The organism is Mesorhizobium sp. M0664, from assembly GCF_040320565.1.
In the GTDB taxonomy this organism is placed as follows: Bacteria; Pseudomonadota; Alphaproteobacteria; order Rhizobiales; family Rhizobiaceae; genus Mesorhizobium.
This window is the reverse complement of record NZ_JAMYPW010000009.1, coordinates 86772-100059: the sequence shown is the minus strand read 5'-3', so window position 1 is coordinate 100059 and position 13288 is coordinate 86772. Positions and strand designations below refer to the sequence as shown.

General features: G+C 61.0%; 10 protein-coding genes. 9 read left to right on the top strand and 1 reads right to left on the bottom strand.

Annotated elements, in window-relative coordinates:
• Positions 1–42: 42 nt before the first annotated feature.
• The 4 genes from NKI39_RS12635 to NKI39_RS12620 are packed head-to-tail and all read left to right on the top strand — an operon-like array spanning position 43 to position 5255.
• A complete protein-coding gene (locus NKI39_RS12635) occupies positions 43–1050 on the top strand; it encodes an ABC transporter permease (RefSeq protein WP_352452370.1) in 1008 nt (335 codons plus the stop codon).
• 1 nt (position 1051) lies between these two features.
• Entirely contained in the window at positions 1052–2185 is a 1134-nt protein-coding gene (locus NKI39_RS12630; protein WP_352467677.1) for an ABC transporter permease, read from the top strand.
• 10 nt (positions 2186–2195) lie between these two features.
• Positions 2196–3863 carry an ABC transporter ATP-binding protein gene (locus tag NKI39_RS12625; protein WP_352817371.1) on the top strand — a complete coding sequence of 556 codons (1668 nt, stop codon included), beginning with the start codon at positions 2196–2198 and terminating at the stop codon, positions 3861–3863.
• Between the two features lie 21 nt (positions 3864–3884).
• The gene (locus NKI39_RS12620) at positions 3885–5255 is read left to right on the top strand and encodes an alpha-glucosidase/alpha-galactosidase (RefSeq protein WP_352832111.1); all 1371 of its coding nucleotides are present in this window, start codon (positions 3885–3887) and stop codon (positions 5253–5255) included.
• Positions 5256–5281: 26 nt separating this feature from the next.
• On the opposite strand, the gene NKI39_RS12615 is transcribed toward NKI39_RS12620, so the two are convergent.
• Positions 5282–6484 carry an ROK family transcriptional regulator gene (locus NKI39_RS12615; RefSeq protein ID WP_352473205.1) on the bottom strand — a complete coding sequence of 401 codons (1203 nt, stop codon included), beginning with the start codon at positions 6482–6484 and terminating at the stop codon, positions 5282–5284.
• A gap of 243 nt (positions 6485–6727) precedes the next feature.
• On the opposite strand from NKI39_RS12615, the gene NKI39_RS12610 reads away from it, so the two are divergent.
• The 5 genes from NKI39_RS12610 to NKI39_RS12590 all read left to right on the top strand — a co-directional run bounded on the left by NKI39_RS12610 (position 6728) and on the right by NKI39_RS12590 (position 13167).
• Positions 6728–7999 (top strand): ABC transporter substrate-binding protein, encoded by a 1272-nt coding sequence (locus NKI39_RS12610; protein ID WP_352817265.1) that lies wholly within the window; start codon positions 6728–6730, stop codon positions 7997–7999.
• A 71-nt stretch (positions 8000–8070) separates the two neighbouring features.
• Positions 8071–8955 (top strand): carbohydrate ABC transporter permease, encoded by an 885-nt coding sequence (locus NKI39_RS12605; RefSeq protein WP_352832108.1) that lies wholly within the window; start codon positions 8071–8073, stop codon positions 8953–8955.
• A complete protein-coding gene (locus tag NKI39_RS12600; protein ID WP_352541684.1) occupies positions 8955–9806 on the top strand; it encodes a carbohydrate ABC transporter permease in 852 nt (283 codons plus the stop codon). Before NKI39_RS12605 ends, NKI39_RS12600 begins: the two co-directional genes overlap by 1 nt.
• Before the next feature lie 61 nt (positions 9807–9867).
• Complete coding sequence (locus NKI39_RS12595; RefSeq protein WP_352541683.1) at positions 9868–11007, top strand: ABC transporter ATP-binding protein; 1140 nt, start codon at positions 9868–9870, stop codon at positions 11005–11007.
• An 18-nt stretch (positions 11008–11025) separates the two neighbouring features.
• The gene (locus NKI39_RS12590; protein ID WP_352832105.1) at positions 11026–13167 is read left to right on the top strand and encodes a beta-galactosidase; all 2142 of its coding nucleotides are present in this window, start codon (positions 11026–11028) and stop codon (positions 13165–13167) included.
• Positions 13168–13288: the final 121 nt, after the last annotated feature.

The following is a 13288-nucleotide window of genomic DNA, read 5'->3' as shown; positions in this document are numbered from 1 at the left end:
CTCAAAGAGAGCGACCGGCCAGACAAGGAAGCGGACCGACCGATGTTGCGATTCCTGCTCACGCGCATAGCGTCGGCGATCCCGGTCCTCGCCATTCTGAGCCTGGTCACCTTCGCCATCATCCAGGCGCCGCCGGGCGACTATGCCGACTACATCCGCTCGCAGTTGATCAATCAGGGCGGGGCCTCATTCGCCGAGGCCGACGCGCAGGCCAAGGCCTATCGGATAGAACACGGTCTCGATAAGCCGCTGCCCGTCCAGTATTTCAACTGGATCGGCGGCATCATCACCCGCGGCGATTTCGGCTACAGCCTCTATTACAACAAGCCGGTGGCCGATGTGGTGGGCGAGCGGCTGCCGCGCACGCTGCTGCTGGCGCTGGTGTGCCATCTGCTGGCCTCGGTCCTCGGTATCACCTTCGGCATATGGGCGGCGACCAGGCAGTACAGCTGGATCGACAGTACGCTGTCAGCGATTTCCTTCCTCGGCATGACGGTGCCGCGCTTCCTGATGGCGCTGATCATCGTCTATCTGCTGGTCTTCCAGTTCAACGTTTCCGAGATCGGCAGCTTCTTTTCGCCGCAATTTGGCGGGGCGCCGTGGTCCTGGGCGAAGTTCGTCGATCTCGTCCGGCATGTCTGGCCGGTTGTCGCCATCGCCACCTTCGGCGGGCTCGCCTACAACATGCGGGTGATGCGCGGCAATCTGCTCGACACGCTGAACGCGCAATATGTCGAAACCGCTCGCGCCAAGGGCCTTAGCGGCGGTGCGGTCGTGATGCGCCATGCGGTGCCCAATGCGCTGCATCCGCTGGTCATGTATCAGGGCGTGGTGCTGCCCTATATGCTGACCGGCGAGATCGAGACCGCGATCATCTTTGCCCTGCCGACCGTCGGCCCGGCGATCGTTGGCTCGATGGCGGTCGGCGACGTCTATGTCACGGCGACATTCATGATGGTGCTGTCGGCGACGCTGATCGTCGGCAACATCATCGCCGACATGCTGCTCGTCATGCTCGATCCGCGTGTGCGCCAATATGCAGGGTCCTGAGATGCTTGCTTTCGAGCCCTCGCTGCCGCCACTTGCCGAGGAACCGGCCAAGATCAAGCCGCGCGGCAATGAGAGTTACATCGCACTCGTCTGGCGCCGCCTGAAACGGTCCTGGACCGGCATGGCCGGGCTCATCCTGGTCGCGTTTCTGGTGCTGCTGGCGGTGTTTGCCGACTTCTTCGCACCGATGGATCCCAAGGTGACCGATGTCGGCTTCGCCCCGCCGCAGATGATGAGCTTCCATGACAAGGACGGCAACTTCGTCTTCCAGCCACGCGTCTATGCCCTGGCGGATTCGGAAGACCTCGACCCGGTCACCTTCCAACCCGTCGTCGGGCCGGACTACGACCATCCGCGGCTGCTCGGCTTCTTCGTCAAGGGAGCGGAGTACAGACTGCTCGGCCTGCTTCCCGCGAACCGGCACTTCTTCGGCTCGACCGACGGCCAGCCGGTGCACTTCCTTGGCACCGACAAATTCGGTCGCGATGTGCTGGCTCGTGCGATCTATGGTTCGCGCATCTCGTTGATGATCGCATTGACCGTGGTCTTCATCGTCACCGTGATCGGCACGACGGTCGGCATGGTGTCGGGCTATTTCGGCGGCACATTCGACGTCTGGGTCCAGCGCTTCGTCGAACTGGTGCTCGCGTTTCCGCAATTGCCGCTTTATCTGGCGCTGACCTCGCTGGTTCCGGTGACGGCGCCGACGAATGTCTTCCTGGCCTTCGTGATCGTTGTCATGTCGGCACTCGGCTGGGCGCAGATGTCGCGCGAAGTGCGCGGCAAGACCCTGGCACTGGCGCGGATTGATTACGTTCGTGCGGCGATGGCGGTCGGCGCCACAGATGGCCGCATCATCATGCAACACATTTTTCCAAACGTGATGAGCCACGTGATCGTTGCGGTCACGTTGGCAATCCCCAGCGTGGTTCTGCTCGAATCCTTCCTCGGTTTTCTCGGCTTCGCGGTGAAGCCGCCGCTGATCTCCTGGGGCCTGATGCTGCAAGACACCGCGACGTATTCGGTCATCGGCACCTATCCCTGGATCCTCTCACCGGTCGGCTTCGTGCTTGTCACCGTCTTCGCGTTCAACGCGCTTGGCGATGGACTGCGCGATGCGGTCGATCCTTATTGAGCATGAGATGATGCAACACGCGCTCGTCAAATCCTTCGCACCGCCTGTCCGGCTCGACCATGACGGCCGTTCGGAAAACCCGGTCATTGATGCCCGCAACATCGCCGTCGATTTCAAGGTCGAACACGGCATGATCGAAGCCGTCAAGGACATCTCCTTCCAGCTCTATCGCGGCGAGACGATCGCCATTGTCGGCGAGTCGGGATCGGGCAAGTCGGTGACGGCGCGCACCGTCATGGGACTGTTGTCGAAGCGCGCAGTCGTGTCGCCGAAATCGACTGTCGAATACAACGGGGCCAACATCCTGAAATTTTCCGAGCGTGCGCGGCGCAAACTGCGCGGCGACCGCATCTCGATGATCTTTCAGGAGCCGATGAGTTCGCTTAACCCGATCTACACGATCGGAAGCCAGATCGTCGAGGCGATACGGGTGCATCGCAAGATGAGCCGCAGGCAGGCCGAAGCAAGAGCGCTCGAGCTGCTGCAGCAGGTACAGATTCCTGAGCCCCAGGCGCGGCTGAAACAATACCCGCACCAGCTTTCCGGCGGCCAACGCCAGCGTGTGATGATCGCCATGGCGCTGGCCAACGATCCCGATGTGCTGATCGCCGATGAGCCGACGACGGCGCTCGACGTCACGGTTCAGGCGCAGATCCTCAATCTCATCCGAAACCTGCAGAAGAAACTGCGCATGGCGGTGATCCTGATCACGCATGACCTGACCGTGGTGCGGCAGTTCTCCGACTATGTCTACGTCATGCAGCATGGGGAGATGCGCGAGCACAATGTGACGGAGAAGCTGTTCGCCAATCCGCAGCATCCCTACACCTGTCACCTGCTTGCCTCCGAGCCGCGCGGCCAGGCAAATCCGTTGCCGGAAGGCGCCGACGTTATTCTTGAAGCTAGGAATGTGCGCGTCTCCTTCATGCTGCGGCATGGCACGTTCATGAGGCCGGACCTGCGCGAACTCGTTGCCGTCGACAGCCTCAGCCTGACCCTTCGACGGCACGAGACGCTGGGTCTCGTTGGGGAATCCGGATCGGGCAAGACCACCTTCGGCGAGGCGTTGCTCAGGCTCAACACCACCGACAGCGGCGAGATCTATTTCGATGGCCAGCCGATCCATGGCTGCTCGCGGGCGCAGATGCGGCCGTTGCGGTCGCGCATGCAGGTCGTCTTCCAGGATCCGTTCTCGTCGCTCAACCCGCGCATGACGATCGGCCAGATCATCGAGGAAGGGCTGGTCGTCAACCGCATGGGCGCCACCAGGAACGATCGGATCGAGCGGGTGCGCGAGGCGCTGATCAGCGCCGGCATGCCCGGCGATATCCTCTCGCGCTTCCCGCACGAGTTTTCCGGCGGCCAGCGCCAGCGTATTGCGATTGCCCGCGCCGTCGCGCTCGAACCGGAATTCATCGTACTCGACGAGCCAACATCGGCGCTGGATCTCTCGGTCCAGGCGCAGATCATCGAATTGCTGCGCAAGCTGCAGCGCGAACGGGGCCTGAGCTACATCTTCATCTCGCACGACCTCAAGGTCGTGCGGGCGCTGTGCCACCGCGTCATCGTCATGCAGCACGGCAAGATCGTCGAAGAGGGGCCGGTCGACGAAGTCCTGTCCCATCCCAAGACCGCTTACACCGAACGGCTGGTCAAAGCCGCTTTCGAGGTAGCCTAATTGCTTATGCCGGAGGTTGTTGTGGCAAGAAATCCCAAGGTCGCTTTCATCGGAGCTGGCTCGACGGTGTTCATGAGGAACATCGTCGGCGACATATTGCAGCGTCCGGCTTTATCCGGCTCGACGATCGCGCTGATGGACATCAATCCGCAACGGCTCGAGGAAAGCGCAATCGTCGTCGGCAAGCTGATCTCGACGCTTGGCGTAAAGGCCAAAGCCGAAACCTATTCGGACCAGCGCAAGGCGCTGGCGGGCGCCGATTTCGTCGTCGTCGCCTTCCAGATCGGCGGCTACGAGCCCTGCACGGTAACCGATTTCGAAGTTCCGAAGAAATACGGGCTGCGCCAGACCATCGCCGATACGCTCGGTGTTGGCGGCATCATGCGAGGCTTGAGAACCGTGCCGCATCTCTGGAAGATCTGCGAGGACATGCTCGCGGTCTGCCCGCAGGCGATCATGCTGCAATATGTCAACCCGATGGCGATCAACACCTGGGCGATCGCGGAGAAATACCCCGACATCAAGCAGGTCGGCCTCTGCCATTCGGTGCAAGGTACGGCGATGGAACTGGCGCATGATCTCGATATTCCCTACGAGGAGATTCGCTACCGCTCGGCCGGCATCAATCACATGGCCTTCTACCTGAAGTTCGAGCATCGCCAGCCGGACGGCTCCTACCGCAATCTCTATCCGGATCTGCTGCGCGCCTACAGCGAAGGGCGGGCGCCGAAGCCGGGATGGAATCCGCGCTGCCCGAACAAGGTGCGCTACGAGATGCTGAAGCGCCTCGGTTACTTCGTCACCGAGAGCTCCGAACATTTCGCGGAATACACGCCCTATTTCATCAAGGACGGGCGCGAGGATCTGATCGAGAAGTTCGGTATCCCGCTCGACGAATACCCGAAGCGCTGCATCGAGCAGATCGATCGCTGGAAGGGGCAAGCGGAAGCCTATCGCTCGGCTGACAAGATCGAAGTGGAGCAGTCGAAGGAATATGCGTCCTCGATCATGAACTCGGTCTGGACCGGCGAGCCGTCGGTGATCTACGGCAACATCCGCAACAATGGCTGCATCACGTCATTGCCGTATAATTGCGCGGCCGAGGTGCCATGCCTCGTCGACGCCTCCGGCATTCAACCCACGTTCATTGGCGACCTGCCGGTGCAGCTCACCGCGCTGATCCGCACCAATATCAACGTCCAGGAGCTGACGGTCCAGGCGCTGATGACCGAGAACCGCGAGCACATCTATCACGCGGCGATGATGGACCCGCACACGGCGGCCGAGCTCGACCTCGACCAGATATGGTCGCTGGTCGATGATTTGCTGGTTGCGCATGGCGACTGGTTGCCGGCATGGGCGCGTGGAGCGCGCAGCGTTCGGGCAGCCTGAGGCGCAGGGCTGTCTATTTCACTCGCCTATGCCGACCATAGGGCCGGCTTTGAAAGCGGAGCGGCGTTGCCGGCAGATGTTTCGAAATCAAAGAGCTTCTGCGTCACGAGTGCAGCCGCCCCTCTTGCCCAGGAATTGTCCTCCCAGTCCAGCAGCATTGGTGGTGCCGCGCGAAAGGTATTTTTCCCAAGCGTCAGCCGCATTGGGCCAAACAGCGCATCGCCAAACGACACGGCTTCACCACCGACGACAATGACCTCCGGGTCGGTGATGTTGACAAGATTGGCGAGATGCCGGCCGATGCCATGTCCCGCTTCCTCGAGAATGGCGACGGCTCGCGGTTCGCGGTCTGCCAAGGCTGCCATAAGGCTGACTTTGCTATCCGTTTCGTTGTGCCCCGTGGCTTCGCGCCAGGTGCGCAGGATCGCCGGCTCGGCGTAATAGGCCATCAAGCAGCCGCGCTTTCCGCACTCGCAAAGGCGGCCGTTCTCCTCATATGAGGTGTGGCCGAACTTGCCGGCGGCACCGTTCGCGCCGCGATAGAGTTTGCCATCGAAGACGAGCGCGCAGCCGATTCCGACGCCGATCGCCAGCACAGCCATATTGCGGTGCTGGCGTCCCAGGCCGAAGAGTTGCTGGGCAATGGCATAGGCATTGGTGTCGTCCTCAAGCCACACGGGGACGTCTACCAGTTCGGCCAGCATCGGGCCAAGGGGAACGTTGTCCCAGTTGTAGCGATTGCTGCGGATACACACAGCCTTCTGGTTGTCTATGACGCCAGGCATTGAAATGCCGATCCCGGCAAGCTTGGCAGCGGGCCGATCGACAATGGAAATCAGCTCCGGTACCGCCTTGGCCAAGGTCGCTATGATGTGGTCGGGATCGCTGTCCGAGAGCTTGACGCGCAGAGAGCCCAGCGGATTGGTCGCAAGATCGGTGACCACGCATTCGACCGATCCGACCATCAGCTTGAAACCTATGGCAAGGCCGTTGGCATAGTTGATATCCACCGGGATAGGGCGGCGCCCAGCCGAGCCCACGACTGTCTTGCCTTCGATCAGCAGGCCATCCTCGATGAGGTCGGCCACGACGAAGGTGACCGCTGCCGGACTAAGGCCGGTAACTGACGCAATGTCGGCCCGGCTGCGCGCTCCTTCCTGCCGCAAGAGATTGAGGATCAGTCTGCGGTTCATCGCCCGAGTCGTGCTCGGGTCACCCTTGAGCTTCACGGATCCGCTTTCTTAATTTTGTAAATTAATTATTGCCTCTCGAGAAAACATATGCATAAGTTTGCCCGACTGTTCAACACCCGAACCGGGGGTCAGCGAAATTAATCCGGTTAGCAATGTCACCGCGCTCTGAAGGAGCGGGCAAACATATTCCCTTGCCCGGGAGGTGAGCCGTGCCGTTGAGAAGAACAACCGCGCCGGCCGGTGTGCCAGTAGAGAATTGACAACACGGGAGGAGTAACAATGACGTTCAAGTGGATTGAAAAGCCGTCGACGCGGCGCAATTTCCTGAAGGGAGCTGGGGGGATTTCCGCTGGAGCCCTCGCGGGCTTCCCGATGCCGGCACTCAGCCAGTCGAGCGAAGTCACCATCATTTCCGACGAAAACAATGCCGATGCCCTGCGGATCTTGCGGCGCATCGCGGCCGACTTCGAGAAGCAGTCCGGCACCAAGGTTGTGATCAACAATATGGATCACGAGGCCCACAAGACCGCGATCCGCAACTACCTTGTCGCCGGCGCGCCGGATGTCTGCTTCTGGTTCTCCGGAAACCGCATGCGCGCCTTCGTCACTCGCGGCCTGTTCGACGACATTTCGGATCTGTTCGAGAAGGAAAAGTACAAGGACGTGCTGGGTGCCACGACCGGTGCCGTCACTGTCGACGGCAAGCAGTATGGCCTGCCGACTGGCGGCACGATGTGGGGCATGTTCTATCGCAAGGACGTCTTTGCCGAGCACGGACTGACGGTGCCGGCGACCTGGGACGAATTCCTTGCTTACGGCCAGAAGTCCAAGGCTGCCGGCCTTATTCCCGTCAGCATCGGCACCAAGGAACTCTGGCCGGCGGCCGGATGGTTCGACCAGATGAACCTGCGGATCAACGGTCTCGACAAGCACTTTGCCTTGATGAATGGCAAGATGGCTTACACCGACCCGGCGCTGACGCCTGTTTTCGACCACTGGGAAGAGCTGATCAAGCAGGGTTTCTTCACACCGGATCAGACGTCGTTCGGCTGGCAGGAGGCCGGCGCCTTCCTCGCCCAGAAGAAGGCCGGCATGATGAACCTCGGTGCCTTCGTGAAAGCTACTTTCCCTGAGCAGGATCTCGAGCAGCTGACATTCGCCCCTTTCCCGAAGATTGACGGCGCCCTCGACCGCTACGAAGAATTCTCGGTCAATTCGGTCCACATCCCGGCCAACGCCAAGAACAAGGCGGGTGCCCGCGAGTTCCTCGAGTTCTTCTACCAGCCGGAAAATTTCGGCCCTTATCTGGAACCCGGCGGCAACGTTCCGCCGCGCAACGACCTTCCGGCCAGCAAGGACCCGCTGGTCAACGCGGCTGTGGAAAGCCTGAAGACGGTGGCCGGCACGTCGCAATATTACGACCGTGACACCGATCCCGACATGGCCCAGGCCGGCCTGGTCGGCTTCCAGGAATTCATGGCCAAGCCGGAGCGCCGGGACGCCATTCTTCAGCGTCTCGAGGGAACCCGTCGCCGGATCTTCAAGATCTAGCGCCTCCCAGCGGAGGGGAGCGGGGTTCGTACTCTGCTCCCTGATGCTTTCCGTGAATGAGGTCTCCCAAAATGACGAAGCTTTGGCGCCGCCATCGCTGGTGGCTGACACCGACACTTCTGATCCTGCCAGCCGCTGTGCTGTTTTCCGTCGTCATTCTGGCATCTGCGGTCGAGAGCCTGTGGATCAGCCTGCACGAATGGGACGGCTTCAGCCCGATGGTCTGGATCGGCCTCGGCAACTACCGCGAACTGTTTGCCGACCCGCAGTTCTATGTTTCGCTGAAGAACAATCTGATCTGGTTGGTGATGTTCATGCTGGCGCCGCCGCTCGGCCTCGCCATCGCGCTGCTCGTCAACCAGAAAATCCGCGGCATGCGCCTGCTCAAATCGCTGTTCTTCATTCCGCTGGTGCTGGCTTCGGTTGCCGTCGGCGTTGTCTTCACCTGGGTCTATACGCCGGAATTCGGACTTCTCGCCCTGATCTTCCGCACCTTCGGCGCGACCGCCCCGGCAGTGCTGTCGGATGAAAACTTCGTCACCTTCGCCGTCGTGATCGCAGCGTTGTGGCCGCAGATCGCCTTCTGCATGGTGCTCTATCTCGCCGGCCTCAACAATCTCAGCGAGGACCTGATCGGCGCCGGGCGGGTCGACGGCGCCAGGGGCTGGAACATGCTGCGCCACATCGTGTTGCCGCAGCTGACGCAGGTCACCTTTATCGCCATCGCCGTCACCGTCGTCGGCGCACTGCGTTCCTTCGACATGGTCTCGGTGATGACCAGCGGCGGCCCCTTCGGTTCGTCCGAGGTGCTTGCCTATCAGATGTTCGAGCAGTCCATATTTTCCTACCGCTTCGGCTATGGCGCGGCCATTGCCTCGGTGCTGTTCGTGATCATGGCGGTCTTCATCGCCTGGTACCTGGCGCGGATGATCCGCGCCGATGAAAGAGGCGGCTGATGTTTCCCCGCCCGATTCCCGAGACTGCTATTTGGCAGCGCGGCCTCTATGTCGTGCTGGTGGTCGGCATCCTGATTGTCTGGCTGGCGCCGCTCTTTGCCATCATCCTTACCTCGTTCCGCTCTACGCAGGATGTAATGGGCGGCAATCTGTGGGGCTGGCCGACCCAATTCGGCCTGGTCGACAACTACACGGCGGTCTTCACCCAGACACCGATGGCCCGCTACTTCCTCAACAGCCTGACGATCACCATTCCCTCGGTGATCGGCGTTCTCATCTTGAGCACGCTCGCCGGGTTCGTGCTCGCCCGTTACCGGTTTCGCGGCAACATGCTCGTCTTCGCCCTGTTCGTCGGCGGAAACTTCCTGCCGCACCAGATCATGATGATCCCGGTGCGCGATCTCATGGTGCGGCTCAACCTCTACGACACGATGGCGGCCCTGATCATCTTCCACATCGCCTTCCAGACCGGGTTTGCGACACTGTTCATGCGCAACTTCATCGCCGCCTTGCCGGGAGAACTGTTTCAGGCCGCCAGGGCCGAGGGCGCGACGCCGTTTCAGACATTGGTACATGTCGTGGTCCCATTGGTGCGGCCGGCTCTCGCGGCGCTGGCCATCCTGCTCTTCACCTTTATCTGGAACGATTATTTCTGGGCGGTCGTGCTCACCATCAGCGATACCGTCAAACCGGTAACCGCCGGCCTCGCCAACCTGCGCGGCGAATGGGTCTCGGCCTGGAACCTGATCTCGGCTGGCACCATAGTCGTGGCTTTGCCGCCGGTTGCCATGTTCTTCCTAATGCAGAAGCACTTCATCACCGGCCTCACCATGGGAGCGGTCAAGGGATGAGCGACCATGGCTTCAAGGCGTCGCCCACCCGACCCGAAACTGATTTCGCAAGCAGGGCTCCATGACCAGTCTTGAACTCCGGCAGATACAAAAGAATTATGGCAGCTACCACGCGCTGCGCGGCATCGATCTCAGCGTCGAACAGGGCGAGTTCATTGTCACCGTCGGGCCGTCCGGCTGTGGCAAGTCAACGCTGTTGAAGATCATCGCCGGGCTTGAAACCGTCTCGACCGGTAAGATTTTGATCAACGGCCGTGATCTCACCACCACCGAGCCGGGTGAGCGCGGCATTGCCATGGTCTTCCAGTCCTATGCGCTTTACCCGCATATGACCGTCGCCGAGAACATGGGTTTCGGCCTGCGCATGGCGCATCGCCCCAAGGCCGAGATCGATGCCGCCGTGCTGCGAGCCGCCAAGATCCTTCGCATTACCGACCAGCTCGACAAGCGGCCGAAACAGCTTTCCGGCGGCCAGCGTCAGCGTGTGGCCATCGGCCGTGCCATAACCCGCTCGCCCGACGTGTTCCTGTTCGACGAACCGCTATCCAACCTTGACGCAGCGCTGCGCACGCAGATGCGCGTCGAGCTTTCCGATCTGCACGCCAGGCTCGGCGCCACCATGGTCTATGTCACGCACGACCAGACCGAGGCGATGACAATGGCGAGCCGTATCGTCGTGCTCAATCGCGGCTCGGTCGAGCAGGTGGGCGCTCCGCTCGAACTCTATCGCAATCCGGCCAACCTTTTCGTCGCGGGCTTCCTCGGCGCACCCCGGATGAATTTTTTCGAAGTGACCGTCGCCGCTGTCTCCGGCGGCGCCGCCACGCTGTCGACCGCCGGTCTTTCTCCTTTGACTGTCGAACTGACGGAAGCGGCATCCGTACAGGTCGGCGATAGGGTGACGATGGGGATTCGGCCGGAGAGCATCAGCTTGGCCGCGGAAGGGACAGCGAGTTTTGCAGGACGGGTGCGGCTGGTCGAGCATCTCGGCCGCGAGACCATCCTCTATGCCGACGCCGGCCCGCTGCAATGCGTCAGTTCTGAAAGCGGCAGCGGCAACGTCACCGTCCAGATCGGCCATGCGAGCGCCGTCGCTGCCGATGCGACCGTCGGCTTCAAGGTCGAGCCGCGTGACGTCTATCTCTTTTCCTCTGTCGATGAGCGGACAATCAGTGCCCGCAAACCCACCATCACCGACTGATCTGCAGGAGTATCCTTCGTGAACAAGACTTCAAGAGGCCGCGCCCTGTCGGTCTGGCGCACGATCCAGACCGACCGCTTTCTGGTCGGCGCGCCGCATTACCCCGAGCATGTGGACGAGAGTTACTGGGACAATGACGCCAGGCGCATGGCCGAGGCCGGCTTCAACGTCGCCCGCCTCGGCGAATTCGCCTGGCACATTTTCGAACCGCGTGAAGGCACCTTCGATTTCGACCTGTTCGACCGGGCAATCGAGGGCCTCGCGCGTCACGGCGTCAACACGATCCTGTGCACGCCGACCGCCACCCCGCCGCGCTGGCTGACCGCAAAGCATCCGGAAATCCTGCGGCTTGATGGAAATGGCCGGTCGATGGGCCACGGCTCGCGCCAGTATGCCGACACCAGCAGCCCGGTGTTTCGCGACTATAGCCGCAGGATCACCAACGCGATGGCGGACCACTACCGCGACAACGCAAATGTCATTGGCTGGCAGACCGACAACGAACTCAACACCAGCATGCCGGAATCCTATTCGCCGTCGGCATTGAAGGAATTCCAGGCTTACCTCCAGGAAACCTACCAGACGATAGACAGGCTGAACTTCGCCTGGGGTGGCGATTTCTGGGCGACGGCTTACGGCGATTTCCGCGAAATTGTCTTCCCGCTGGATTTTTCCCCGTCCTTTCCCGGTCCCGGTCACCTCCAGGACTACCACCGTTTTCTCGCCTTTTCGACAGCACGGTTCCAGCACGACCAGGTCGAGATCCTGAGAAAAGCGAATGCCAGTTGGTTCATCTTCCACAATCTCGGCGGATTGCGTGACATCGACTTTCGCGGCCAATTCTCCACCGATCTCGACTTCGTCGGCTACGACATCTATCCGTTCCTCTATGACGAGTTCTTTCGCCTCGGCAATCACGCCAAGATCCAGGCGCTGCATCTCGACATCTGCAGGGGATTTTCCGGCAACTACATAGTGCCGGAACAACAGTCGGGTTTTGGCGCCCAGCCGGGCTTCTGCACGCTGACGCCGGAGCCAGGCGAAATGCGACGCATGGCGATGTCGTCGGTTGCGCGTGGCGCCGATGGGATCATGTTCTTCCGCTGGCGTCCCGCACATTTCGGCGCCGAGATATACTGGATGGGCATCATAGACCATGATGATGTCGCTCGCCGCCGCTATGACGAAGCCAGGCAGTTCGCCACCGAGATGACGGCGCTTAAAGACAAGATCCTGGGCACCCATGTGCGGATGGATGTCGGCATCGCCGGCTCGGACTTCGACAATCAGGAAGCCCACAAGACCTTCCCCATCGGCCTGCCAAGTCCGCAGGATGATGCAATCTTGCTGCATCAGTATTGCTATGACCGCGGCATCGCCTGCGGCTTCATCCACCCGGAAGACGATCTGTCGAAGCTCAAGGTGTTCTACGTGCCGCATTGGGTGATCTGGAAGGACAGCTGGACCGAGCGGCTGCAAGTCTTTGCCGAAAATGGCGGTACCGTCATCATCGGCGCGCGCACTGGAACCCGCGACGAAAACAACCACGTCATCCGCGAGACAGCGCCGGGCCGGTCGCTGTCGAAGTTGACCGGCGTTCGCGTCGAGGATTTCGGGCGGCTGGCGGCACCTGGGGCCAATGGCCTGTTCAATACGATGTCGCGCTCCGGCGGGCTCGTCATTCCTCCCGACAGACCGGCCGAATCCAGCCGCCGTATCCGTCGTTTTACCGTCGGAAACCACGAGTTCGATGCCGGTTATTTCTATGAGAACCTCGCAGTCGAACCGGAAGTCGAAATTGTAGGGGTTTGGTCGAACCGCTACGCGGCAGGAACGCCTGCAATTACCTCCCGCGCCGTCGGCAAGGGCCGTGTGCTCTATGTCGGCACTTATCTAACCCCGGAGCTGACAGCTCAACTCGCTAAGCGCACTTTCGTGGATGCGAATGTGGAGCCTCTGGTTCCGGATCTGCCGGACGGCGTCGAGGTCACGATGCGCGAGAATGACGAACGCCGGCTGCTGTTCGTGCAAAACATCAAAGACACGCCCGTTGCCGTAACCGGCGTTCCCTTCGGCAGCAACCTGCTCGATAGCCAAGGACCTGTCTCCGGAGTGTTGACGCTGGACGGCTATGGCTGCGCTGTCCTCGAATTGATCTGAGCATTGTCGCGGACGTTAGCGATACGAAACCTGAGCACTCTTTGATCCTGGAATTCGACCGGCATCGGCAGCACGCCGGCATCGATCCATATCGAACCGGCGCTTTGACGTGCGCAAGGAA

Bases quoted from the DNA above. Each gene is read 5' to 3' on its own strand.
- NKI39_RS12635 (WP_352452370.1), top strand. From the start codon at position 43: ATGTTGCGATTCCTGCTCACGCGCATAGCGTCGGCGATCCCGGTCCTC.
- NKI39_RS12595 (WP_352541683.1), top strand. From the start codon at position 9,868: ATGACCAGTCTTGAACTCCGGCAGATACAAAAGAATTATGGCAGCTAC.
- NKI39_RS12600 (WP_352541684.1), top strand. From the start codon at position 8,955: ATGTTTCCCCGCCCGATTCCCGAGACTGCTATTTGGCAGCGCGGCCTC.
- NKI39_RS12605 (WP_352832108.1), top strand. From the start codon at position 8,071: ATGACGAAGCTTTGGCGCCGCCATCGCTGGTGGCTGACACCGACACTT.
- NKI39_RS12625 (WP_352817371.1), top strand. From the start codon at position 2,196: ATGCAACACGCGCTCGTCAAATCCTTCGCACCGCCTGTCCGGCTCGAC.
- NKI39_RS12610 (WP_352817265.1), top strand. From the start codon at position 6,728: ATGACGTTCAAGTGGATTGAAAAGCCGTCGACGCGGCGCAATTTCCTG.
- NKI39_RS12630 (WP_352467677.1), top strand. From the start codon at position 1,052: ATGCTTGCTTTCGAGCCCTCGCTGCCGCCACTTGCCGAGGAACCGGCC.